The organism is Sphingobacterium kitahiroshimense, from assembly GCF_025961315.1.
GTDB lineage: Bacteria > Bacteroidota > Bacteroidia > Sphingobacteriales > Sphingobacteriaceae > Sphingobacterium > Sphingobacterium anhuiense.
On sequence record NZ_JAOQNK010000001.1, the window covers coordinates 6235455 to 6260926 of the forward strand.

Annotated in this window: 27 protein-coding genes; 14 read left to right on the forward strand and 13 right to left on the reverse strand. The window is 35.0% G+C overall.

Annotation, left to right across the window (positions count from 1 at the left end; all coding sequences use genetic code 11):
• Window positions 1-22 precede the first annotated feature (22 nt).
• A complete protein-coding gene (locus M2265_RS26565; RefSeq protein ID WP_132768898.1) occupies window positions 23-370 on the forward strand; it encodes a hypothetical protein in 348 nt (115 codons plus the stop codon).
• A gap of 232 nt (window positions 371-602) precedes the next feature.
• Here the strand turns inward: M2265_RS26565 and M2265_RS26570 are convergent, their stop codons facing one another.
• The 6 genes from M2265_RS26570 to M2265_RS26595 all read right to left on the reverse strand — a co-directional run bounded on the left by M2265_RS26570 (window position 603) and on the right by M2265_RS26595 (window position 4114).
• A complete protein-coding gene (locus M2265_RS26570) occupies window positions 603-1289 on the reverse strand; it encodes a tetratricopeptide repeat protein (protein ID WP_132768896.1) in 687 nt (228 codons plus the stop codon).
• A 27-nt stretch (window positions 1290-1316) separates the two neighbouring features.
• Window positions 1317-1952: a hypothetical protein gene (locus M2265_RS26575; RefSeq protein ID WP_132768895.1), complete on the reverse strand. Its 636-nt coding sequence runs from the start codon at window positions 1950-1952 to the stop codon at window positions 1317-1319.
• Window positions 1953-2063: 111 nt separating this feature from the next.
• Window positions 2064-2714, reverse strand: a complete 651-nt coding sequence (locus tag M2265_RS26580; RefSeq protein WP_165905849.1) for a DUF3885 domain-containing protein — start codon at window positions 2712-2714, stop codon at window positions 2064-2066.
• A 79-nt stretch (window positions 2715-2793) separates the two neighbouring features.
• Window positions 2794-3357 carry a hypothetical protein gene (locus tag M2265_RS26585; RefSeq protein WP_132768892.1) on the reverse strand — a complete coding sequence of 188 codons (564 nt, stop codon included), beginning with the start codon at window positions 3355-3357 and terminating at the stop codon, window positions 2794-2796.
• A 106-nt stretch (window positions 3358-3463) separates the two neighbouring features.
• Window positions 3464-3697, reverse strand: coding sequence for a hypothetical protein (locus M2265_RS26590; RefSeq protein ID WP_132768890.1), 234 nt, complete (start codon window positions 3695-3697; stop codon window positions 3464-3466).
• Window positions 3698-3718: 21 nt separating this feature from the next.
• Complete coding sequence (locus tag M2265_RS26595; RefSeq protein WP_132768888.1) at window positions 3719-4114, reverse strand: hypothetical protein; 396 nt, start codon at window positions 4112-4114, stop codon at window positions 3719-3721.
• 370 nt (window positions 4115-4484) lie between these two features.
• Here M2265_RS26595 and M2265_RS26600 point away from each other — a divergent pair, with 370 nt between their 5' ends.
• Window positions 4485-4934 carry a nuclear transport factor 2 family protein gene (locus M2265_RS26600; protein WP_132768887.1) on the forward strand — a complete coding sequence of 150 codons (450 nt, stop codon included), beginning with the start codon at window positions 4485-4487 and terminating at the stop codon, window positions 4932-4934.
• Window position 4935: 1 nt separating this feature from the next.
• On the opposite strand, the gene M2265_RS26605 is transcribed toward M2265_RS26600, so the two are convergent.
• Window positions 4936-5538, reverse strand: coding sequence for a hypothetical protein (locus M2265_RS26605; RefSeq protein WP_132768885.1), 603 nt, complete (start codon window positions 5536-5538; stop codon window positions 4936-4938).
• A gap of 134 nt (window positions 5539-5672) precedes the next feature.
• Between M2265_RS26605 and M2265_RS26610 the strand changes: the two genes are divergently transcribed.
• The 8 genes from M2265_RS26610 (at window position 5673) to M2265_RS26645 (ending at window position 13338) form a co-directional block, all read left to right on the forward strand.
• The gene (locus M2265_RS26610) at window positions 5673-6041 is read left to right on the forward strand and encodes a nuclear transport factor 2 family protein (protein WP_132768883.1); all 369 of its coding nucleotides are present in this window, start codon (window positions 5673-5675) and stop codon (window positions 6039-6041) included.
• Between the two features lie 505 nt (window positions 6042-6546).
• Window positions 6547-7437, forward strand: coding sequence for a helix-turn-helix domain-containing protein (locus tag M2265_RS26615; RefSeq protein WP_132768882.1), 891 nt, complete (start codon window positions 6547-6549; stop codon window positions 7435-7437).
• A gap of 146 nt (window positions 7438-7583) precedes the next feature.
• Window positions 7584-9080 carry a lysine--tRNA ligase gene (gene lysS, locus M2265_RS26620; protein WP_132768880.1) on the forward strand — a complete coding sequence of 499 codons (1497 nt, stop codon included), beginning with the start codon at window positions 7584-7586 and terminating at the stop codon, window positions 9078-9080.
• A gap of 379 nt (window positions 9081-9459) precedes the next feature.
• Window positions 9460-10380: a hypothetical protein gene (locus M2265_RS26625; RefSeq protein ID WP_132768879.1), complete on the forward strand. Its 921-nt coding sequence runs from the start codon at window positions 9460-9462 to the stop codon at window positions 10378-10380.
• 246 nt (window positions 10381-10626) lie between these two features.
• Window positions 10627-11076 (forward strand): nuclear transport factor 2 family protein, encoded by a 450-nt coding sequence (locus M2265_RS26630; RefSeq protein ID WP_132768877.1) that lies wholly within the window; start codon window positions 10627-10629, stop codon window positions 11074-11076.
• Between the two features lie 199 nt (window positions 11077-11275).
• Window positions 11276-12196 (forward strand): Rpn family recombination-promoting nuclease/putative transposase, encoded by a 921-nt coding sequence (locus M2265_RS26635; protein WP_132768875.1) that lies wholly within the window; start codon window positions 11276-11278, stop codon window positions 12194-12196.
• Window positions 12197-12229: 33 nt separating this feature from the next.
• Window positions 12230-12853, forward strand: coding sequence for a hypothetical protein (locus tag M2265_RS26640; protein WP_132768874.1), 624 nt, complete (start codon window positions 12230-12232; stop codon window positions 12851-12853).
• Window positions 12854-13029: 176 nt separating this feature from the next.
• A complete protein-coding gene (locus M2265_RS26645; RefSeq protein ID WP_132768872.1) occupies window positions 13030-13338 on the forward strand; it encodes a hypothetical protein in 309 nt (102 codons plus the stop codon).
• Window positions 13339-13895: 557 nt separating this feature from the next.
• On the opposite strand, the gene M2265_RS26650 is transcribed toward M2265_RS26645, so the two are convergent.
• From M2265_RS26650 to M2265_RS26665, 4 genes are all read right to left on the reverse strand, one after another.
• Window positions 13896-14825, reverse strand: a complete 930-nt coding sequence (locus M2265_RS26650; protein ID WP_132768870.1) for a hypothetical protein — start codon at window positions 14823-14825, stop codon at window positions 13896-13898.
• A 3-nt stretch (window positions 14826-14828) separates the two neighbouring features.
• Window positions 14829-15515, reverse strand: a complete 687-nt coding sequence (locus M2265_RS26655; protein ID WP_132768869.1) for a hypothetical protein — start codon at window positions 15513-15515, stop codon at window positions 14829-14831.
• A gap of 77 nt (window positions 15516-15592) precedes the next feature.
• Window positions 15593-16708: a helix-turn-helix domain-containing protein gene (locus M2265_RS26660; RefSeq protein WP_132768867.1), complete on the reverse strand. Its 1116-nt coding sequence runs from the start codon at window positions 16706-16708 to the stop codon at window positions 15593-15595.
• A gap of 54 nt (window positions 16709-16762) precedes the next feature.
• Entirely contained in the window at window positions 16763-18655 is a 1893-nt protein-coding gene (locus M2265_RS26665; protein WP_132768865.1) for a serine hydrolase domain-containing protein, read from the reverse strand.
• Window positions 18656-19242: 587 nt separating this feature from the next.
• Here M2265_RS26665 and M2265_RS26670 point away from each other — a divergent pair.
• On the forward strand, window positions 19243-20316 hold the full coding sequence (locus tag M2265_RS26670; RefSeq protein WP_165905848.1) for a serine hydrolase domain-containing protein: 1074 nt from the start codon (window positions 19243-19245) through the stop codon (window positions 20314-20316).
• A gap of 88 nt (window positions 20317-20404) precedes the next feature.
• Here M2265_RS26670 and M2265_RS26675 read toward each other — a convergent pair whose 3' ends face one another.
• Both M2265_RS26675 and M2265_RS26680 read right to left on the reverse strand, forming a co-directional pair.
• The gene (locus tag M2265_RS26675) at window positions 20405-21088 is read right to left on the reverse strand and encodes a prolyl oligopeptidase family serine peptidase (RefSeq protein WP_132768861.1); all 684 of its coding nucleotides are present in this window, start codon (window positions 21086-21088) and stop codon (window positions 20405-20407) included.
• A gap of 73 nt (window positions 21089-21161) precedes the next feature.
• Complete coding sequence (locus M2265_RS26680; protein ID WP_132768859.1) at window positions 21162-22475, reverse strand: hypothetical protein; 1314 nt, start codon at window positions 22473-22475, stop codon at window positions 21162-21164.
• Between the two features lie 564 nt (window positions 22476-23039).
• Between M2265_RS26680 and M2265_RS26685 the strand changes: the two genes are divergently transcribed.
• The 3 genes from M2265_RS26685 (at window position 23040) to M2265_RS26695 (ending at window position 25430) form a co-directional block, all read left to right on the forward strand.
• Complete coding sequence (locus M2265_RS26685; protein ID WP_132768857.1) at window positions 23040-23489, forward strand: nuclear transport factor 2 family protein; 450 nt, start codon at window positions 23040-23042, stop codon at window positions 23487-23489.
• A 222-nt stretch (window positions 23490-23711) separates the two neighbouring features.
• Window positions 23712-24584, forward strand: a complete 873-nt coding sequence (locus M2265_RS26690) for an Rpn family recombination-promoting nuclease/putative transposase (protein ID WP_132768855.1) — start codon at window positions 23712-23714, stop codon at window positions 24582-24584.
• 363 nt (window positions 24585-24947) lie between these two features.
• Complete coding sequence (locus M2265_RS26695) at window positions 24948-25430, forward strand: HAD domain-containing protein (protein WP_132768853.1); 483 nt, start codon at window positions 24948-24950, stop codon at window positions 25428-25430.
• Window positions 25431-25472 lie beyond the last annotated feature (42 nt).

Here is a 25472-nt window from a genome sequence, read left to right on the forward strand (position 1 = left end):
TAATCATCATACCTTTCCTTATATGTTTTGTAATAAAGTCATTTTTGCACTAGTTTTAACAGCTATTCAAACAGCCATCTTTGTCTCGTGTAATACTCAAAACCGTGGCGAATGGGAAGTTTCCGATGCGAGTCGTGATACTATGCTTAATGCAGAAACCAATGTAAGTGATGCTACTACTATGATTCTAAAAATTGAGGGGCATACAGACGACTCAGTAAAAGTACACGGGATGACAATTGCTGGAGGAAATATTAACAAGGAATTGAAAGTTGATTGGTATAACTCAAAGGTTTCAGTTCAGTTTGAAGCCTATCGAGCAAAACAAGGCAGTCTAAAGATTAAATTTTATGTGCCAGCAAGCCTTTAGCTGTTATATATTTCAATAAACATACAAGGCGTCTATGAAGCGTCTTGTATACTCTTCTGGATAACATTTACAACTTATCTAAAATTGTACCTTTGTTATTTAATTTTCTTCTTAGTACTGTAGTCCTTTATTTTCTTGCACATATAATCATGAATTATTATTTGCGTATGCACTTTCTTTGTGGATCACACAGACATGTCCCTCAAGTTATTCTATAATGATCAGCAGGCGTTTATTTCTTACAACCTTGTGTTAAAGCCTCTGTATATTCCTTTGTTATTGGTTTACCGCCAAGTTTTATACATTCATTGTAATACTTCCAAGCATTCTCACAGTCATTTTTTACAAAGTAGCATACAGACATTTTAAAAAGGGTATTTTGGTTTTTGGGATCAATAGAATAAGATTTTTTAAAGTTATTTATAGCCAGATTGAAATCTTTATCTCCATGATTTTCCATAAACCTTGTCATATAAACAGTTGCCTTATCGGTTAGAATGTTGGAACTGTTAGCATTTAATTTCAAACCTTCGTCGTACTGCTGCATTGCACTTTCAAAATCCTCGAATGAAAAATAAATAGCACCGAATCCCCAAAACACATCTGCATTTGTCGGGTCGAGAAGCCAGGCCTGATTAAACCTATACATGGCTGTTTTTAAGTCCTGCTTATATAAATAATCAAAGCCCAGTTTAATCAAAAGTTCAGAAGCTTTACGATTCGTTCCAGCTTTTTCTAAATACGACTTTATAAGTTCCTGATCAATTGTTTTTTGCTCTTTAGTCTTGACAGCATTTCCATATTTAGGTAGAAGACGTATTTCAGTTTTTGCTTCTTTTTTCCAATTTGAATACGTTATTTGTTGTCCAAATATGAGAGTCGTAATAAGTAGAAGAATGCATGTTATGGTGTATTTCATAGTCGATAAGTAAGTTTTTGTTTTGCTCTATTGTTCTGCTATGATTTGCATCAATTCCTCATCGGTGTAGTTTCCTATTATACCGCGCTTACTTTTTAAGTAATCTAAAATTGTAAGATCATCAAATCCATGCGTTTGTTTGATACCCTGGCATATAGTCTTTAGATAGTCTGAACTAGGTTTAGTTTCCGTTTGGTTATCACTTTCATTTGTTAAGGTGAATATTGGATAATCTTTCTGTTGTCCTATATATAACAGATTACCATACCAAGACTTTTCTTTAAATATATAAGAACCGTCCAGTATAGCCTTATTAAAATCCATTTTAAGACCAGATACCGTGTTCGTTTCCTGCTTAGCTATATCAATCAATTGACCATTTGTTATCAGATAGATCCTTCCCATTGTTTTTATAGTAGGACTAAAAGTCGTTCTGATAAAAGCAACACCACCATTATCCCAATTCTTAGAAGCTCTAGCAAAATAAAGCTCAGAGTTAATATAAATGTCTTCACTTTCAGAGGGTATTGTTTTATCAAGACATCCACCATATACCGTTTTTGCACCTGCCGGTTGTCCACCTGTTATGTAGCAAAGAAAACGCTCTTCCAAAAGGTTAGAACCATAGCACGCATACCAAACTTTGTCCTGTAAATCATCCATTTCTTTAAATTGGTTATAATCTTCTTGTTAAAGATATAAATAATAAAAGGTTTTCTTTTCTTCTTCAAGAAGACCTTTTCAGCATTGGTAAAGTAATTATAGAGATTCCATTTATTCAAACTGTTTCTGAATCTTTTCTCTGTCATTATCAAGAATCCAGTCATTATATTTTTCATAGATAGACCTTAATGATTCTTTATCGGCAGCAATAAGATCAAGACCTCTGTCGTCATACATATGAAAGATTAGTTTTTTGTCAATGTTGATAAAATAAACCTCTTTGTTTGTGAGAATTGAGTTGTTGTCTAGTCTTGGTTTTCTTGGAGGAACATCGGTGTTTCCAATTGCTGTTATTATATTTTGATGATGTATTCGGTCGGCAGTCAGTTTAACAACAGCTATGTTTCTTACGTCAAATTTGTCACTTGGTTCATAGAGCCGTTTCTCTTTTATATAACTAATCTCAGTCTGCTGCAGATTCTCGATTTGCTTAAATGTAAAGTTTAATAATCTTATTTTCTGCCGTTTATATTTATAGTCCATATAAACTAAAAACACTTTATCAGAACTGTCAAATACAGAATGAAAAATTGTTGAAGCACGTTTTGTTACCTCCTGAAAGTATTCGTTTGTAGCGGTTTCCTCAGTTTGTAGGTCAAAGCGAAGTCCGAAATCCCACCTATAGAACAAAGGTGTTCTAAGCCTAAGCTCTTTGAAATTGGTTCTTAAAAATTGCTTATATTCTTTTAATATTGTTGACACATAATTGTTTTTAGTAGCTGAATGCATTCTTTAATTTAATATTGCTTGATTATAAAATAGAACTTTCCATTTATCAAAGTTATTTGGTTCCTTCTATTATTTTACCATCAAAATCGATTTTATATTTTCTATTAGAGAAGTCCATCAATAGTATACTGTCGTTTTCAATCCTAAATGATTCATCATCAAGGGAAACAAATATATCAGCACCTTCAAATTGCCAAATTATCTTTCCGTTTTTATTAAGCTTTGTTACTTGAGTTTCACCATCAACGAAATAGAAGTCATTTTGTTTGAAAATTTGAAAACAAGTGATTGGGTCAGCCTGCATTTTCCACATCAAGTCGAGATCAGGTAATGATAAACAAAATATTGTATCACTGCAGCATATTACGAGTTGATCCTCGTCTATAATGAAAGAATTTTGATTAATCCCATTAGCACCCTGTGAACCTTTAATTATGCAACTGTAGATAGCTTTACCCTCATGATAAACTTTGATACCATGTCTTGATGTTATATGGTAAGTGGAATCATTCCCTAAGTAAATTTTAGAATATCTAAATATATTATCTGCTGAATCATCTTCATAATCAGGTTCATCTATGATTTCAAGGATAAATTGCTTATATACTTTAGTCATCGTTATTATTTCTTAGTGAGTATTAATGAAATGTCTTCTTTTGCTTTGTACTGACCTTCTTCAATTATTTTGAAAGTTAGGTATAGGAAAATGTTTTTCGATTCAACTAAAATAACGTTTCTGTGGGTTGGTTTTCTGCTGCATCTATTATTTCTTCCATTAATACAAACTTCTTGTCATCATCAGTTAATGTTGTATAGTGATCAATATATCTATCAATATCGGAGGGATTGGTGACTTCAATAGGCCATTCCTGCATCCATTCCTCATTTGATAGGTTGAGCTCTTGTGCTAGCTCGTCAATTGCTTTTCTATTTGCACACCTGAATATTGGTTCCATTTATTGTTTTAATCAATGCTTTCACCAGGTGTATTCTTCTGTATATGGCATGTTTTTAAGATTTTCAAAATCGCTTATTTTATAGGGTATCTTATTTTTTAGGTTCAATTGCCAGACTGATGCCTCCTTGGACCAAGGATCAATTAAAAACTCGATCATATCATCATTCTTAATGCGCATCTGGACAATATTACTTATCATGTCCAATTTAGTTATTTGATGATTATCCCAAATTAAAATATGATCACCTCCGATTATACATACTTTGTTTACGATCAATCCACAATATGGGTTTCCATACATATCTCCAATGCATATAGCTGTCTTTTCTCCTTTATTGACTAAAATTATATCCTCATCAACATGGCCTAACGTATATTCTGGAGATTCATCTAATATTTTGAGATCATTTATCATATTGCTTTAGGTCTTTCACTTTAATGACTAGCCATTAACATGTTTGTGTCCTATACGAATTTACTAATTACAATTTGAATTCCATTTTTCAATATTCCTGAATGTTTCAAAAGATAATTTGGTTTCGATATACTCTCCTTTTAATCTCAATACTTACTAAACTAAAATTAAATATGTACAACCACTTCACCTAGCCATTTCCACCATTCACCGAGTTTTTAGTTGGCTTATTCTAATTGCAATAGGGCAGGAACGATTTACACCCTACTTTTGAATCAACAAACAAATAGAACTGCAAAGCAGGCATCAGGGTTTGAGTTGGTGGATGTGGGGCTGATGCAACTTAATAACAATATAACATAAATACATTATGAACACTTTAGCAAAAACATTCGTAGCAGCAGCCTTGATCGCAGTATCAACATTCACTATGGCAGCAGGCAAACCAGTAGGAGATAATTCTAAAAAAACAGTAGTCAATCTATCTACAGCAGATTTAGCAATTGATCACTACGTAGCAGTTATGACCGAAGGGCAGTCGGCAGGAGTAGAGCAATTGTTTACATCTGACTTCAGTCAAAAAGTACATGCGTCAGAAGATAAGACCAACAGCCGTTCAGAAGTAATTTCATTTTTGAAAAAGCAAAAAGGCGAGCAGTTGAATTGTAAAACAAGCACCACAATCGTTGAGCAATCAAGTGACTATATGGTAGCAAAAGTAATTCAACAATTTGAAGGTTTTACCAAGACCGATTTAATCACCTTGATCAATGATGGTGGCAATTGGAAAGTATCTCAATCCATCAACTCGTATAAGTAATTTATTGTTTAATCATATGTTTAGTAAAGGCCACGTCGTGAGATGTGGCTTTACTTTTTTCATAAAATTCAATATATTGCTGTAAAGTTCCTTCCATTTGAATCATATCTAAAATTAACAGCTTAAAGGTCTGTTTTGTATTTTTATCTGTTTGATTATTATTTGAATAAAGAAAATTCATCAAAAACTCTCTTTTACTATCCAATATATCTTTAAGTTCTGCTATATTCGACAATATCGTTATTTTCTCATAATCAATTAAGTCAATTTTAGTATTAGATATAGTTTTCCAAGCATTGATTTTAATTTGTGGAATGCGAATTCCATTACATTTCCTTACAACATCCGACACTTTAATATTTTTGTTGCTAGCATAAAAGTTTAAGGAATCAATCAAAGACTCCTGGATAGGTATTTTTTCCATAATATCTTCATTAGTATCCTTTAACTCGCTATCTATTGTGGAAAATACTTGATTAATAAATGCTTTATCCTTTCTCTCGGAATTCCAATTATCAATAAAAAGTGCGATTAAAATTCCTGCGATCACAGGAATAATTTCCTTGATAAAATGAATACAATAATTTCTAATTTTTTCCTTCATTAGGGTGTTTTGGTATGATTAAAGGTAATGGCTGTTTATATAAAGATCCAAAATTCAAGTAGATTTTAAGTCTTTACTAGGTAAATGTACGTGATTTTTTCGATATATTCATAAGGGGTGGAGCGTAACTAGAAATGCTTAAACCTAAAAAAGCGGTAATCAGTCTATCCACAGCAGATCTAGCTATTGTCCATTATGTTGCGGTTATGACAGAGGGACAGTCGGCAGGAGTAGAGCAGTTGTTCACTTCAGATTTTAAACAGAAAGTACAGGCAGCAGAAGATAAGACGAACAGCCGTTCAGAAGTAATTTCATTCTTGAAAAAGCAAAAAGGCGAGCAGTTGAACTGTAAAACAAGCACCACAATCGTTGAGCAGTCCAGTGACTATATGGTTGCAAAAGTGACCCAACAATTTGAAGGATTTACTAAGACCGATTTTATCACCTTGGTCAATGATGGTGGCAACTGGAAAGTATCCCAATCCATCAACACGTATAAGTAAGTTAAGTTTGAATGCATATGTTTAGTTAAAGCCATGTCGTGAGATGTGGCTTTTCTTTTTAAGATCCTTAGCTGTGTTGCCCGATAACAAGCGTTTAACATCTGGATAATATTTAGGATTTTATAAAGTCGGATTCAAAAGTGATTACAGCTTTTAGTTTCTTGATAATTCTATGAGCAAATCATCAGTCAAATTTCTACAACAACAAGACTGTGTTATAATCAATATCGCTATGTCAGTTATACAAGGTCTCTTTCACTGGTGCTGGAGACTTTTCCATTTTTACTGTCCAGTCATGGTATTCAAGAATGAGCTCCAAGCAAGGCCTTCTCACTATATCTTCTCCTTATCCACACTTCTGGAACCTTTCGAATAACAATCTTCTCTCATCTGTTTTACCTAAGACAATTGTAGCACGATATGAAAAGAAAAACAAATGGTATTTATTATTAGTTGGTAAATAACGAATATTTTTATTAATTTGTAGTGTAATAATGATGTGATTATGGTAAATATATCGATAGTAAATTTCAAAGATATTCTTCGTTTCAATCAAGAAGCTATTTACGATTTTGAAGAGAGTATTCTGGTCGCAGATGTAGGTATTCGTGATTTGCATATTACTCGGATGTTTCCCATAAGAACATCTTTTTTTATGTTCGTGCTCGTTGAACAAGGCACTATGCGTATTGAGCTCGATTATAGCATTCATCATTTATCCAAACAAGATTTTCTTCTTATCCTACCCGAGCATATCTATCAAAGCATATCAGGTAGCCCAGATACCCGATATCGACTTATTTTTGTAGAACAGGCATATTTTGAGACAATGAACAGGTCAAAAAACGATGTGCTAAAAACTAGTTTTTTAAATATCCGTAAAGATCCTGTTATCCATCTTTCGGAGGAGGAATTTAAGGTACTAGCTTCTTGTCATGAAAGACTAGAGCACCGAATGCCGGCCATACATCATTTCAAGAAAGATATCATTAATGCACTCTTGCTGGAATATGTAATCGAGGCCGAAAACATGATGATAAATCATCATGAACATCAGGTAAAACAAAGTAATTTAACCAGGCAGGATATTATTTTTCATAAATTCTTAACATTATTGAAAGAAGATGTCATCCATCAGCACCATGTATCGTTTTACGCTGATAAGCTACATATCACACCCCAGTATTTAGCTTCGGTATTAAAACAGCTTACAGGTAAAGGAACTAAAGATTGGATTGCTGATGCTTTATTGGTGGAAGCGAAAATTATGCTCCAACACTCACAGCAATCTGTACAGCAGATATCCGATGCTCTTAATTTTTACGACCAATCCACATTCGGTAAATTTTTCAAAGCACGTACCGGGCAAACTCCCAAAGCATATCAGAATCTATAATTTTTAACTCCAAGTGTTCACGTACCTTCGATTATTACCAATAATGTCCTGTTAATTCACACCCATTACCGTATTGATTTGAGATTTTTGTGTTTTATATATTCCTTCAGTATTAGAAGAGAAATATAGCATAATGAAAGTAAAATATGGAATTGAACGAACAGGAAGTAATTCGTCGTCAGAATCTCGAACAATTACGAGAAATGGGGATAAATCCTTATCCAGCCGCAGAATTTAAGATAAACGCTACGACATCCGATATCAAACAGAGTTTTAAAAAAGATGAGGTTAAACAAGTCACTATTGCTGGCCGTATCATGAGCCGTCGTATGATGGGAAAGGTCGCATTTGTAGAACTGCAGGATCCGTACGGTCGCATTCAGCTTTACATCAACCGTGATGATATCTGCACAGGTGAAAATAAAGATTTATATAACATCGTATTCAAAAAACTATTGGATCTAGGCGATATCATTGGTGTTGAGGGACATGTGTTCAGCACCAAAACTGGTGAGATCTCCATTCATGTAAAACAGTTGCAGGTTCTGTCAAAATCACTACGTCCTTTACCTGTTGTAAAACATAAAGAGGGCGTTGCATACGATGCGTTTCTTGATCCTGAACAGCGTTACCGTCAACGTTATGTTGATCTTATTGTTAACCAGGGAGTCAAAGAAGTTTTCCTTAAAAGAACGAAAATCTTTCAGTCAATGCGCCAGTTTTTCATTACGAAAGGTTATGTAGAAGTTGATACACCAGTTCTTCAGTCCATTCCTGGTGGTGCAAGTGCAAGACCTTTTGTTTCTCATCATGAAGCATTAAATATACCTTTATATCTGCGTATTGCCAATGAATTGTACTTGAAAAGATTGATTGTCGGCGGATTTGATGGCGTATTTGAGTTTTCACGTAATTTTCGTAATGAGGGTATGGATCGTACCCATAATCCCGAATTTACCGTCATGGAAATTTATGTCCCCTATAAAGATTACAACTGGATGATGGCATTCACAGAGCAACTATTGGAAAGGATATGTCTTGAGGTTTTGGGTACAACTGAAGTATTGGTGGGAGATACTGTTATCGATTTTAAAGCACCTTATCGACGAGTAACCATGGCTGGTGCCATACAAGAAAATACGGGTGTGGATATCAGTAATATGACCGAAGAAGAATTACGTCGTACTTGTATTGCCTTCGATATCGATCAAGATGAAAGTATGGGTAAAGGCAAACTAATAGATGAAATTTTTGGAAAAACCAGTGAAAAGAAATACGTGCAACCGACCTTTATCATTGATTATCCCGTAGCGATGTCGCCACTATGCAAAAGTCATCGTGATGATGCCACATTAACAGAGAGATTTGAGCTTATCGTCAATGGAGTAGAATTATGTAATGCTTATTCAGAATTAAATGATCCGATCGAGCAGCGCTTAAGATTTGAAGAACAACTTCAGCTTCAGAAAAAAGGCGATGATGAGGCTATGTACATTGACCAAGATTTTCTACGTGCATTAGAATATGGTATGCCTCCCACATCTGGGATGGGTATTGGTATGGATAGATTAACCATGTTACTTACCGGCCAAACGGCCATACAAGAAGTATTATTATTTCCGCAGATGAGGCCAGAAGTATGATGTAAACCATAGGATCCAGAGAATTATGTTTAATTTGAAATTTAAAATAGCACAGCTAAATTTGATTTTTTTTGATAAGTAGTCACGTAGTTTACCAGAGCTATTCAAAAAAGGCCCTCTGCCTTGAAGCAGAAGGCCTTTCTTATTTCCCACTCCAAACGGTTTCTTTTAAAAATTAATTAATGACGCAAATTTATACTTGAAAAGTGACGCTTTATGTCAGGAGTATAAAAGAAATGATAGTTATCAAATTACTTTTGTAGGATCATTTTGTGTGGTACAAATTAGTAAGTAATTAAACTTGATTACTAAAAATATTAGTTTTACTATTCTTTATTTTGTATCTTTATTCTAGTAACCTTATTATAAATAGTTTATTATGAGTAAATCTTCCAGCCGCGTTGATGATCAGCTATGGAAGTCTATTTTAGAACAGACTTTTGCACATTTTTTAGAGTTTTTCTTTGAAGATGCAGCAGGTATATTCGATCTGAGTAAACCTTTTGATTATTTAGATAAAGAGTTTGAGTCTTTATTCCCTCCAGAACCCAACGGCAAGGGTGTGCGTTTTGTAGATAAGTTGGTCAAAGTCTATTTGAAAGACGGCGGTGAGCAGTTTGTGCTATGCCATATTGAGGTACAGTCCAGTCGAGGCAAGGGAGATCTTGCAGAGCGCATGTTTCGGTATTACTATAAAATATCCGATAAGTATCAAGTTCCAATTTGTGCCATTGCTATCCTTACCGACGATAGCCGAAGTTATCATCCATCTGCTTATATTAAGGAGTTTATGGGCACTATTCTCCATTACCGCTTTAATAGTTATAAGGTTTTACATCAAGATGAGGTAGCATTACGTTCAAATAGTAATCCCTTTTCAGTCGTAGTTTTAACTACATTATTGGCTATCACGAATAAAAATATCAGTGATGATAAGTTGAAAGATATTAAGCATGATCTTTATGAACAGATGATGAGTCGTAAAATGGATAAGAGTACGCGTCAGGGTCTCTATAATTTTTTAACGTATTACGTAGGCTTTGAAAATCAGGGGAGTTTAACTATATTTGAGTCAGAAATTAAAAAAAAATTAGGAAGGAGTAATATAATGGGCACTCAAGAATATCTATTAGATAAGGCAGAAAAAGAAGGCATTGAGAAGGGTCGTTTAGAAGAGCGTGCTAAGCTTAAGGCTGAAAAGCGTGCTATTGCATTAGAATTTAAGAAAATGGGTTTACCTGTAGCAGATATTGCTAAGGGTACCGGACTTTCCATAGAAGAGATCGAAAAACTGAAATAGAACATATTTTTAAAATATATAGAACCGTTTGGGATGACCAAGCGGTTTTTTTGTGCCTTTGTTATTGACAAGTGGGCGACAGCAGAATAACCCCATTCCAGGTTCAGCCACTTCACCTACCCATTTCCACCATTTACCGAGTTTTTAGTTCGTTTAGTCTAATTGCCATAGGGTAGGAACGATTTACACCCTACTTTTGAATCAACAATTAAGAACAATAAACTAACAATATAACATAAAGATATTATGAAAACTTTAGCAAAAACATTCGCAGCAGCAGCCTTGATCGCAGTATCAACATTTACGATGGCAGCAGGCAAACCAGTAGGTGATAACTCTAAAAAAGCAGTAGTCAATCTATCCACAGCAGACCTAGCCATTGATCATTACGTAGCAGTTATAACCGAGGGACAGTCGGCAGGAGTAGAGCAGTTGTTCACTTCAGATTTTAAACAGAAAGTTCATGCATCAGAAGATAAGACCAACAGCCGTTCAGAAATTATTTCATTCTTGAAAAAGCAAAAAGGCGAGCAGTTAAATTGTAAAACAAGCACAATCATTGTTGAGCAATCCAGTGACTATATGGTTGCAAAAGTAACCCAACAGTTTGAAGGTTTTACTAAAACCGATTTAATCACATTGGTCAATGATGGTGGCAACTGGAAAGTATCCCAATCCATCAACACGTATAAGTAAGTTAAGTTTAAATCCATATGTTTAGTTAAAGCCACATCGTGAGATATGGCTTTTCTTTTTCTATTGTATCTTTAAAAAGATTGCTCCAAGTTGTGCTAGCCGACAACAAACGACTACAAACGTTTAATAACCGACTAATATTTTTAGTTTTTATCATATTTGATTTATGTAATTAATTATTTAAATAAATCCTAAAATTATGTTAGCACATGTAGAACCCGTATTTATTGATCCAACCACCGATGAAGGATTCAAGCGGTTATTCGGAGACAAGGTCAACCTGATCAACTTTCTAAACATCATCTTTCGTTGTCGTAAGACCATCACAGATCTTACCTATCGGGATACCGAGCGTATCGGAGCAACCGAAGAGATCGGTAAAGTTATTTTTGATCTTGTAGTCCAGACCAGTACAGGAGAAGAGATCATCATCGAGATGCAGACGAGTACACAGACCAATCTGAAGCAACGCATGCTGTACTATGCCAGTAAGGTCATTTCAGACACAGCACCCAAAGGAAACCGCAAAGCCTGGGGGTATGCCATTCCCGAGGTTTATACAATTGTCCTGATGGACGGTTTTCATATGCCGGGAGGTGATCATAAAACTTATTTTCACGATACCTGCCTGTGTCATAGAGATTCAGGGCAAATTTTCTATGAAGGATTTGGGTTTATTTACCTCGAATTGATTAACTTTGTTAAAAGCGAAGCTGAGGTTGAAGACGAACTTGACAAAGTATTCTTTATGCTTAAGAATATGTCTACGTTAAAGACTTTGCCAAGGATTATGAATTCCGAAGTATTTCAACGCTTCTTTCAGTTGGCCAGCTACGCAAAATTGACAAAGGAGGAACCGACTATGTATGATATTAGTTTAAAACGCAAGTGGGATGCTGAAGCAGTGCGGATGTATCAAGAAGGACTAGAGGAACAATTGAAAGAAACTAAAAGAGAAGCTAAGAAAGCATCAATTACAGCTAAAGCAGAGGGTATTGCAGAAGGGGAGTATAAAAAAGCCATTGAAACAGCTCTAAAGCTGAAAGAGATGGGTTTACCTGTAGAGCAAATCGCTAAGGGTACCGGACTTTCCATAGAGGAGATCGATAAACTGAAATAGAACATTATTCTAAAATATACAGAACCGTTTGGGATGACCAAGCGTTTTTTTTGTGGCATTTTTACATTTTATTCATCCTTTGTTTGTTACAGTTTCGGTGAACTTACCATGATAAAATATTATAAAGCTGACGATAAAGAACAACTACTTTACAAAGAAACTTGGTTTGACGAAAAGAGAAAAGTAGCCATTGTTCACTATGGAAAAGTTGGTTATAAAGGAAAAGTAGAAGAGATACCGATTGAAACGAAAAATGCAAATGACGATTTTGTACATAATTTCTGTAAAGACTGTGAAAGTAATGGCTATTATCAAATCGATGAAGACAATCATCATTGGGTTGTTGTTCAGTTTCCTTTAAAGAGTGAATTAGGAAATAAAAGAGATTTATGGCTTAAAGACAAGGTGCAAGAATATTTAAAAGACCATCTAGGCTGGAATGGAGTAGGCGATGTGGATGGTTTTGATATGGGACAAAAGAAATTAAATATTTTTTGTAAGGTTGTAGACATTGAAAAAGCGGTTAGCAGTATCGAAACCTGTCTCAAAGATTATCGACTTGACCTTAATCAAGCACGAATTGCAACAAAAAAAGTAGGAGAGATAAATTATACGCTGAAGTTTTCTCACAAAAAAGTAGATAATTTTGAACTATGAAAAAGTTAGCCTTACAAGAGATTGATTTCAAACAATCGCTTCCAGACTTGATTTTCAAAAGCAGTTTAACGCAAAATAAAACATAAATTAAACAAGGCTTTTGACAGGAATTTATAAACAACAATTTTATTTTAAACAGTACATTAAGATCCTATAAACCTTTATTAACCATAAAAATGACCACGGAAGAATTCCAGGATTATAAATTAGAAATAGAAGAATTAACAGCATTACTAAATAATGAATGGCTTGATTTGAAAAATTTAATGATATCAAACAACATTAATTTAGAAAGGACGCTATTAGTCGGTTACTATGAAGATGCTGAAGGGAAAGAGCATGGATTACTTTACAACAAAAAAGACAATTTCATACTAAAATTTGAAGTGTTTAACGACAATATATCACTCACTAGTATTGATCATGTTCATGAAGTAAGTGATGAATATCCGCAATTACAAGTAGCTATTAGCTTAGCAGATTAGTTGTTAGAAATGGATTCCCCCGTTAGCACACGAGAAATATAACGCTAAACTACGCAGTTTTGCAGACTGCTGATCTAGAAGTTTTCTATGGTAGACCATTTCAGTTTGTACCGTATTAAAAAGCTAACAGTTAATATATATCTTCACTTTCAGAGGGTATTGTTTTATCAAGACATCCAGCATATACCGTTTTTGCACCTGCCGGTGGTCCACCTATTATGTAGCAAAGAAAGTGCTCTCACAAAAGATTAGAGCCATAGCATGCATACCAAACTTTGTCCTGTAAATCTTCCATTTCTTTAAATTGGTTATAATCTTCTTGTTAAAGATAAAAATAATATAAGATTTTCTTTTCTTCTTTAAGCAGACCTTTTCGGGAAGTCAGATTAAATATCATAGCAGTCAGCTTCGCTACTTATACGCACGCTGTTCGGGAAGACTTTGGGAAATGTCTACCAAAAGTATACTTTTTCCAATTTTACGTCTTCATAAAAGTTATCCGAAACATCGCAGACTTTGTAAGTAGGTGATGTCTCGGACAGGTTTTCAATATATTCCTAAAATTTGCAATCCAACCAATGTATAATATTGAGCAGGAACTGCGCATTTTGTGTGGCACTAGGATGGTTCATCCCTCTTTTCTCACTTTTAATACCTTGGAGTTGTGCAGAAAATGGAGCTCCATCTCCAAATATGACAACTCTGCCCTTGCCGTATTTTAGATATGCACCGTTCACTAAGCCTCTTCCTGAGATATAAGGAATCGTGTCCGGCAGCGGTCTTTTTATTTGAGAAACATTGCTAGGAAGATAAATATTGTAGTCATCTCCCAATGCAGAAATAACATGAGCGTGTGAAGGAACTATAAACCCCGTTCCTCCCCAGCACATGATGCTGTCGATCTCTTCGCCAGGAGAGCTGGTAATCTGATTTGAGATAAGTGTCTTTCTTTCCTTTGAAAACACTTCCGGTAAGCCATCCTTTCTAAGTGCGAAACCATTGATTATGTTTATTCCAAATCTCCCTGCCAGATCATGGACAGAAGCGCCACACGGCATATGATCCGTTACGAGGAACAAACTTCCTCCAGCTGCAACCCATGTTGACAGTTCATCCATCTCTTTTGTAGAGAAAGCTGATCTTGCAGGTAGGTTCCAATCTTCCAAATCGTACATTGCATTCACTGTTACGTAGATCTTTGCTTTTTTTAAAAGCTCCCAGCTTATTTTTTCTGTGTTGCTCACCACCTTATAACCATCATCTCGGAGCAACTTGCTGAACGCAGCGTAGGCGCCTTTCAACGTCGATGCATTATTATGCGCCTCATCAAATAATAGCAAAGGACCATTTCCTTTCGTGTATGTAGGAGTGGAAATTGGATAGTTAAAATTTTCGTCTGACACCTGTTGCGCATCCGCAGGATTTGTCCCAATGGCAAGCAAACACCAAATAGAAAAGAACTTAAAAAACCTTCGGTTGATCATCATGACCTATTTTACTTTTATCCATATATCATTTTCAAAACAAGTGACCTGCATAGCTTCACCTTCGCTCAATAAAAACGTAAGCGGGAAGGTGCCGTCATCATTCAAGAAAAAAGTTTCGGACCGGGGCGTAAACGCAATCTCTTTATTATCCCATAGTTGCTTTAGCATCAATCCGCTTCCCGAAGAACGGATATTTATCTTAAGATTATTGTCATCATTCAAGGTGTAATTCCCTTCTAGTCGTCCAAGTTGTTCGACAGATAACTGTTTAGTTTTTTTTGGATCAAATCCTACTTTTGTCATCGTTATCCTTCCCAGTATCTTCGCATGATTAAAATGACCAGAGCTGTCTTTTAGGAATTCAATTTTGTGACCTTCCTCTTTTGACTCGAAATTCGTTTCATTAATCCGGATCAGTTGGTATTCTTTGTTATCCCATAATTGTTTGGCAAAAAGAAGCTCGTCTTTAAGTGCAAACTCAATAAAAGCAATCTTATTAGGAAGCTGGTAGTACCCTAACAGCTGATCCAAGGGTACCGTTTTAGATTGTCGACTCTCTTCCTGTACAATACCACCTGAATGCTGCGCAAAACAGTGAGTTGAAAGGGATGTGCTTCCAAATAAGAGATTCGCTACAATTACACAGATTTTTGAGGTAGTTGCAGATTTGAATAATTTCATTGTTTTCATAATTGTTTTTTTTATGAAGCAATGATAATCCTTTGTTGTTCAGAAGCAGTTCGGATGGATACAGGTGAACATAATTGCTATCTGGAAGCGTCTGAATTTGCTTTAATGTACTCCTTTGGAGTGAGGCCAGTAGCTTTTTTAAAGGTGGTATAAAATGTCGTTTTGGAGTTAAATCCAGCTCTGATAGCAACACCGAACATATCCAAATGCTTGGTGTCTTCCGATAATAAAAGTGATTTTGCCTCTTCCGTCCGTAACTCATTTATAAACTGATAAAAATTCTTTCCAATCCCATTATTAAGAATATAGGAAAGTTCATGTGTGCTGATGCCTATTTTCCCTGAAAGCACTGAAAGTGTCAGGCTTGGATCGAGATATAGTTTTTCGCCGACTGTTTTTCGCATCACGATAGATTTGAGTTCTTCAACCTGCTCTATAGTAAGCCGTTCATTGCTTATTTTTTTTGGTATCATTTCCTCTTTTTCCGCAGGCTGATACGTTTCTAAAGCATAAATTGATTTTTGAGTAAGTGTTGCATATGCCAAAATGATTATACCCAAAAAATATAGTATCGGGGAATAATAAGTTACGTTAACGTTGGACATACTCACTATACGGATAAGAATCATGAAAAGCACGGAAAGCAACAGATAGCTCAGCCATTTCAGATCTATCTTATCGGTAAACGAAGCCAACATTTTTAAGTTCCTTTGATGACGACGGAGCAGAGAAAAACAAGCGATCCAATAATAAATCATCTGGACGAAGAAAAAATACCGGATGATAAACCCAATCCAAGGTGGTAATATAGGCAGATCATATTCCTGATTAAAGAGGTGTGGCATTAAGTAGACAAAAGAAAACAGAAGGAAAAGAAGGAAAGGAAGGAAATGAAGAAACCATTCCTTTTTATTTAAAGAAGGCGATACATAATGATGTACCGCCATATATAGACAGGGGAGCATAGCCCATCTAGGCAGTTCCATTAGATGAATAAGCAAGCTGCCTCCAATTCTAAACTCTTCAAGGAAAAGTTGGGTAAAATTGCATGCCAGGATACCATAAAATGCCCCGAGCCATCGGTTAGCTCGGATATTCACTTTATCAAACCCGATAAAAAGCAGGGATCCTAATAGCCATAATGCTCCAGCTGAAAAGGCATTGAAAGAAGATAAGGTATTTATTTCAGCCATCAGATTTTTTAGATTGTTTTCATAAATTTATGATATTTCCACGAAAATTAAAATCTACATGCTCCAGATCGGAATTCCAATCCAGCCATGTATTGAAAATAGTACCGCCAGATACAACAAGAATATGATGTTGAAAGCCAAGGTAAATTTTATCCATTTTCTACCTAGCTGTGACCAGCGTTTGTACAATAAGTATGCGCCAACCACAACACTGACTCCGAAAAAAAGCATACCAGCGAAAATGGATAAAGTTGTGCTATTTAGGGTCGTATAAAGTTCCTTGTGAATCGCATCAGTCACCCCCAATATACGATAGGAGATTAGGAAAGAGACTATGCCCAGGGATGGTAATAGCACCAAGCATAGATCTATGAATTTTATTTTTTTAAAAAATGCTAATGGAATTCCGATTATCGTATAGACTATGGAGAGCAAAGCAGCGATCAAGCCAAGGTAAATAGGGATCTTTTGCAATAAAATTGGTAAATAAGAAGCTTTACTATAAAACCTGTTACCATAACCTTGAAAGAACGGGTGTCCCTCATTATCATGGCCGATAACAAATGAGGGAATTATATCACCTTTCAAGTGAAAAAGACCATTCCCTATATGAAGCAAGAAGTCTACCTGTCCATTTCCTTTATCAATTATAAGTTTATCGTTATCAATGGCCAACAGGTTAATCCCTTCGAATATTCTTCTGTAGAACTCCCAGCGCTCATTTTTAGGGTTCATAAATTGATAATATCCCAGCATAGGTCCAATCTTCGACTGATCTATTTTTACAGTGTGTATTTTGGGAATCTCCATATTTTTAGTTAAAAAATCTTCAATCAGTTCCGATACAGGCCATAAATTTGTATTGCAATTGGTAGAAATAGTATATGCCAATCCGGCCTCTCTATTAAAAAATATCCAGGAGCTAAAACCTTCACCTTTACCATTATGCCCTCTAAAAGTTATTTTTTTATTATTCGGGAATAAATCATTACCCAGGGCATATCCTGTCTGTAATCCGTGTTGGCTTGCCAAGGTGCTGTGTACTTTTTCCATTTCGAGAAAATCATGTTCACGAAGTAGAACGTCAGCGTAACTCTTACCAGGATCCAGGAGGAACCGCATAAATCTGGTCATATCCGATGCGTTCGATACCAGTGCACTAGAAGCACCGTTGCTACTAGGTATATAAAGCGGAAGTAGTGTATACTTGCCATTCCTAAAATCATATCCCTTAGCATAGTGCTGTAGACTTTCGCCACTTAAATCAAACAAGGTACTATTCATTGCTAAAGGTTTAAGCAGTGTCTGTTGGATATATGCATTCCATGGAATATCGGAAACTTTCTCAATGATGTACCCCAAAACATTATAGCCTGGATTAGAATATGACATCCTTTCACCAGGTTTCCAGCGGGAAGTAAGCGAATTTTTTTGGTCCTGTACGGCATTGATTCCCTTTAACGGTTTTCCTGTCATATTGACCATCTTATTCAGCATAATATCTTCAAAACCTGCTGTGTGTTCCAGGAGATGTACAAGTCTTACAGGGTGAGTCGACTCCCATTTGTTCGAGTATGGGATTTCGGGAGCAATGGCCTGCAGTCGATCGCTAAGTTTCAGTTTACCCTCAGCTATTAGATTCTGGATCCCGATTGCAACAAAAAATTTTGTCACAGATGCAAGATGAAATCGTGTTGTGCTATCAACTTTTATTTTTTGCTCTAAATCGACATATCCCAATCCACCTGAAAATAATGTGCTGTCGTTTTTGATAATAGCAATCATCAAACCCGGCATATGTTCCTGTTGGAGTACACCTTCTATTTTTTTGAGCAATTGATCCATTGCAGGTGTTGGAACATCATGATGCTGCAGCTGTGCATTTACCACTTTAGATGATAATACCATACAAAGTAGGATTGAAAACAAAATTATAAGTTTATTCATCGGTATGTTTTTTCAGCAAATTACATCTGTCATTTGCTGTTTTAGTCCGATTCTATCCAAACGAACTAATCACCCCCCTTCATTTAACCAATTTGGGGCTACGAAGAAAAGAATAGATAAGTTAGTGCGTAAAAGTATTTCACCATTTTTCAAATGAATATTATAGTAGTCAGCTTCAGTACCTATTCGTACGCTGTTCGAGAAGGCTTCGGGAGATGTCTACTGTGCCTCTACTGTTTTTCTACTGGTTGTCTACCTTGCCTCTACAAAAACAGTATAGGCAAGGTATAGGCAGGGTAGAGAAACAGTAGAGGCGTTTCGAAAAAGTGGTGAAGCAGTCCCGAATAAAGACTGAATCCTTCTAGTGTAAATAGAAATATCTTTTTATATAGTAAAGTAGCTTTGAAATAAATTGATAGATATATATCACTAATGTCCATTATCTGACATTAATCGTCCGATATCGGACATCACGAATCCGTGTAAGACATTCATTAAAAGTTGATTGAGTATTTGGCAAATCTATTGATATTTATCACGCGAAATATTAATTCGAAACAAGAATGAATGCTTTATATCCAATATACATGAAAACCAAAATGAAATATCTGATCATTTTTATTTTAACGATAATATTCCATTACAACTCAGTAGCACAACAAGACTCTCTGAAATCCTTTATTCAATCTTATGTAACGAAGAATGGTTTTGACGGAACTATACTAGTTCAACAGGATTCTGCTATAATCTACCATGAGAGCTTTGGTATAGCGGATCGAAGATTTGATTTTCCAATAAACAATGAAACTATCTACAATATTGCATCGATAACAAAGGCTTTTACAGCAGTCCTGATCCTTCAACTGGTAGAGCAGGGAAAGCTGGAGTTAAATAAACCTTTTAAGACTTATTTACCTGAATATCCAGATAAAGTAAGTTTAAAAGTTACCTTACATCAGCTGCTTAACCATAATTCGGGAGTTGTACTCATTGATACAGTTTCAAGTGTAGATAAAGCGATGAAATATGGTCTGGGTATATTTCAGACTCCGTATACTTCAGATCAGATTTTAAAAAGTTTTTGGGATAAACCTCTTGCAAATAAACCGGGCACGAAGTTCACTTACAATAATGCAGATTACATTATTTTAGGTAAAATCATTGAAAAGATCTATCGCAAAACTTATGAAGAGGTGCTGTATGAAAAGATATTAAGACCTTTGGACATGCACAATTCGGGCGTAATGCATGAGAAAGATATAATAAAAAATCTAGCAAGTACTTATTTTAAGGACAAAAATTCAGCTATTTTCATTAATAGTTTACCTATGTTTATAGAAAACTGGTATGCCGCTGGTGCCATGTATTGTTCACCTTCAGATCTACTGAAATTCTCTAACGCTCTGTATGGACTAAAATTAATAAGTAAAAGAAGTCTTGATTCAATGCTTACTCCCGGGCTTGATAATTATGGTTATGGGGTATGGGTTAAAGGTCTGGGGGATGAAAGACGAATGGAGAGATATGGACAAATAATGGGTATTAACGCAGTATGGATGAAATTTTTGAATAAAAAAACTACGATTATTATTCTGAGCAATACGAATGTTGCTAACCTTGGTGAACTGGCATTAAATATCGAGATGAATGTCCCTAAGTAACCCATCATATCCAGAAAGCTGATTACAAAAAGTAACAAATATACAGATATCCAACTTCGTCGGTGTACAGAGTTAGCAACTCCAATAGCTACTTTTTGTTCTTAAGCAACCATTCATATATTTCCGGTTTAGTTTCATATAAATCTTCAATCCCGTGTCCTCTGTCTTTTAATTTGGTAAATCTTATTTTTTCATTACATTTCTTCAAGCCATTGACAATTCGTTCTGTCTCATTGATAGAGATTTGATCGTCAGCAGTACCATGAAATGTCCAGATCGGTGTCTTACTAAGGTTGCATACTCTCATCGTATCACTATCGTTAATTCCACCACACAATGGTACAATAGCCGCAAAGGTATCGGGAAAATCCAGGGCAACTATATATGTCCCATAGCCACCCATGCTGATGCCAGTACAGTAAATCCTACTGGTGTCGATTCTATATTGAGACATTAGATCAGAGTAAAGAGGTTCAAACCAATTCTCTGATGACCAATATTTGTCAGCGGGACATTGTGGAGAAGCAATTATAAAATCAAAATCATGTCCCTTTTGTATTAGGTAGGGCATTCCGTACACTTTAAGCTTATTTATGTCATTTCCTCTTTGCGATCCTCCATGTAGATAAATTAAGAGCGGATATTTTTTTCCACTAGAACTATAATCCTTCGGTAAATACAAGTCATAGTTATACTTAGCTTTATCCTTTACTTGTCCATTTGAGTGCATAGAAAAAATAAGAAATAGGTGTGTTAAAATGTATGGTGTCATTTTAAATAATATAGACATAAACCAATTTCATTTGTATATAGCTTGCTTAATCGATGCAGAGGTGTAACAGCTCCTACAAGCGGGAGGTATTCTTATTTTTAACAAGGATATAATTACTGCTTGTTTCATCTTTTATAACAGTATAATTTTTATTTAATTGTAATGACCAACCGTCCCCCTCTATTAATTGATCATTTATTTTGGTAGGAATACTGATAGATATTTTATTCCAATTAGGGAACATTAAAGCACCATTATTCACTTCAAGAATCCCCCAGTTATCTGTTACTCTCATATTCGGATAAACTGTTCCTTTATCACCGATTGGAAGTATATTGCGTGGGTCAAAAGAAATATTCATATTTTCAAAACCTATTTCAAAATGTGGTTGCTCTATAAATTTAGAGTTATATTCTGCTATTCTTATTTTTATTTTTGCCTCTCTTATTTCTTCTTCCTGAATAATTTCTTCGCCGTTATATTCTTTAAAAATTTTCACAACAGTAGCTTTTAAATCAGTAGGTATCTTAATATTTAAATTTTCAATAAAAAAATCTGTTAGGTTATTATCAGCAGATATTTTTTGATTCCAATATTTATCCTTTTTACGTAGAAAATTACCATATATAGGAGTAGTATTATAAGCAAAAGACCGCACATAGGTAGGATTTTTGATAAAAGTATTTACACTATTGACAAAATGCTGTTTTGTAGCCTCTTTATTTCTATTGCTAATCATAAAACCTGTATATTCTGCAAGACCCTCGTTAAGTTCGAGTTGATTTTCAGTGTCATAAGATTCGGGGAAAATAGCATTTCTATACTTTCTAAAAATAAAGGCATTGGTTAAATGCTTGGTTTGCTCTTTCTGTGTATTAGAAAGGATCGCTTTCTTGAGAGCCTCCAATTCCAACCGTAAATATATTCTTCCATCTTTCAGCTCCAAATGGTTACTTTCTTTGTTATATTGGGTAAATCCCAAAGAAATCTGCACTGTATGAAAAAGCTCGTGAGCTAATAAGTTGATTCTGTCATATCTATCTTTAGACAGAGGAAGCATTATCATTGCCCAAGTTTTGCCATTCCATTGCATTGAGGTATTTGCAATATTAATGCTGTCGGGTAATGTACCAACATAAATATCTTTTTGTAGCTTTAAAGTATTCTTAATATCAGGCTCATTACTGTATAGTAGGCGATTTTCAGGATTAACTAATAAAATACTTCCATATAAATCCCTATTCCATAATTTTACTCCTTGTTTTGTTACATATTTAATTTCTTTGAAATAATTGGAGATACTGTCTATATTTTCAACTTTAGACTGTTGTGCAAATGCTATTGAAATATGGATTAAATATACAATGACCGTAAACACCTTTTTCATAATCTGGTTATAATTTTATAAGATAACTAAAACAAAATTAAACAAATATTTAAACCATTTATTAGATTGGTCTGAATTCTTACAATCATTTTTTGTTTATGTATTTCTTTTCAAGATCTGCTCCCAGAATGACTCTTCTTAACAAGAGTTCTTTCATTTCTATGCTATTTATTGGATAAAGCAGAGAAGCATTGTATCGAGAAAGGTGAGCGTCAAAAAGCTATTTTAATTGCATTAGAATTTAAGAGATGGGTTTACCTGTAGAGCAAATTGCTAAAGGTACCGGACTTTCCATCGAGGATATCGAAAAATTGAAATAGAACATCGTTCTAAATTATACTGAACCGTTTGGGATGACCAAGCGGTTTTTTTTGTGCCTTTGTTATTGACAAGTGGACGACAGCATAATAACCCCATTTCAGGTTCAACCACTTCACCTACCCATTTCCACCATTCACCGAGTTTTTAGTTGGTTTAGTCTAATTGCGATAGGGTAGGGACGATTTACACCCTACTTTTGAATCAACAAACAAATAGCAACTAACAATATAACATAAAGACATTATGAAAACTATAGCAAAAACATTCGCAGCAGCAGCCTTGATCGCAGTATCAACATTCACTATGGCAGCAGGCAAACCACTAGGAGACAACTCTAAAAAAGCGGTCGTCAATCTATCCACAGCAGATCTAGCCATTGATCATTACGTTGCGGTTATGACCGAAGGACAGTCGGCAGGAGTAGAGCAGTTGTTTACCTCAGATTTTAAACAGAAAGTACATGCCTCAACAGATAGGATCAACAGCCGTTCAGAAGTTATTTCATTCTTGAAAAAACAAAAAGGGGAGCAGCTGAACTGTAAAACAAGCACTACCATTGTTGAGCAATCCAGTGACTACATGGTGGCAAAAGTAACCCAACAATTTGAAGGGTTTACCAAGACCGATTTAATCACATTGGTCAATGACGGTGGTAACTGGAAAGTATCTCAATCTATCAACTCGTATAAGTAAGTTAAGTAAATTTCATATGTTTATTCAAAGCCACGTCGAGAGATGTGGCTTTTCTTTTTAGTATTCACAACTATTTTACCCAACAACAAACGTTTTTTCCTATTCTTTTAACAGTAAGTAGAGAACTATTTGATTTGATAAATAATTTAGTATTTTTGCTAAATTATTTGGTTTAAAAGGTTTTGTTTTTTATTTTTACTTGATAACCAGTAATATACCATTATGAGTGTAAAGATAAGTAACCTTTCGAAGTACATCGATATCTTAAGTGACTTCGGTTGGAAATTTTATTTCGGTCGAGAGGAGAATAAGGGTAACCTAATTAATTTTCTGAATAGTATTTTAGAAGGCGAACATGTTGTAGAGGATCTTACCTATAGCAATGTGGAGGAAGATGGCGATGAACCTAATGAGCGCAAAGTTATTTTTGATTTGCGATGTGTTGGTGTAGGTGGAGAAGTTTTTCTAGTAGAGATGCAATTGCAGAATCAGGATTTCTTTTTTGATCGTGCGGTGGGTTACACCTCTAGGACCATTAGTCGTCTAGCTAAAAAAGGAAAGAAAGGAGATAATTATGAGTTACCGCCAATTTATTTTATCGCTGTTTTAGGCTTTCGTTTGGATGTTGCCAATAGTGATAAGTACTTTTATAGTGGTAAGATTATTGACGAATTCGATCAGGAGGTGCTATATCCTAAGTTGAGTTACAAGATGCTTGTATTACCTAATTTTAATAAAGCTAAAGCCGATTTACCGACGATTCTGGATCAATGGATGTATCTTATGAAGCACTTGGATAAAATCGATAAGCTACCTAACTATTTGGATAAAAGAATATTCTCCCGTATCTTTGAACTAGGAGAACTGGCAAAACTAACGCCTGAGGAACAGATGTCATACATATCCAGCTTAGATCGTAAACGCGATTATACCAACACGTTGGCATACGCAAAAAAAGAAGGACAGAAAGAAGCAGAGGCTAAAGCCTATGCTGAGAAAATCGCTTCAGCAAGAGAGTTAAAGAAATCTGGAGTAAGCAATGAAATTATTTCAAAAAGTTTAGGCATATCTTTGGAGGTTATTAACAAACTTTAAAATCGAAAAACTGAAGTAGAACAGTGTTCTAAAATATACAGAACCGTTTGGGATGACCAAGCGGTTTTTTTTGTGCAATTCCAAATCATTCCTTCTTCTATGAATGAAAGGTAGTTTTCTGCTTCATAGGATAAACTTTACTTTTAGTCATGAAGAGAAGAAAGAGTGTCTAAAAAATTTTCAGACAATTTATAAGAAATGTGGTAATCAAAAGGTAATGGAAATTTATCTCTTTAATTTCAGCTCACTAAATAGCGTGTTTCTTTTAAGATATATACAGAAATAAATCGCTATTTTTAATAAAGGATAGCTTATATTTTCCAAACCCAAACCTTTGAACAAATAATATAAAAAGACGGAGCAATGATTTTTTTCTTAGATATAGACGGAGTATTGGTTCATGCTAATCCACATCAGAAAGTGGAATTGGATGAGGATGGTTTTTATAAGTTTAATCCGCAAGCTATTCAGATTTTAAAGTCTGTTATTTATAAAACGAAGGACAAAGTCATTCTTTCCACATCACATCGTTTTAAATATAGTATTCAAGAATGGAAAGTCATTTTTAAAACTAGGGGACTGGAGCTGAAAAATCTTTCCATTTTAGATGATAAAGCATATTTTTCAAATCATCGACATACTCGAAAAGAGGAGATTTTAGGATGGATTCAATCCAATAATTTAGACTATAAAGAAATTGTCATTATAGATGATGATAAGTCCCTGAATGATTTACCTGCACATCTAAAGGCTCGTTTAGTCTTGACAAATTCTTATACTGGTTTAAATGATGTAAATGACTTAAAACGAATTTTACAGAGAAGGTTGTCAAGTAAGATCGATTGAGAACTTATAGTTCTACACTATTAAACACGAGGTTGGGATTAC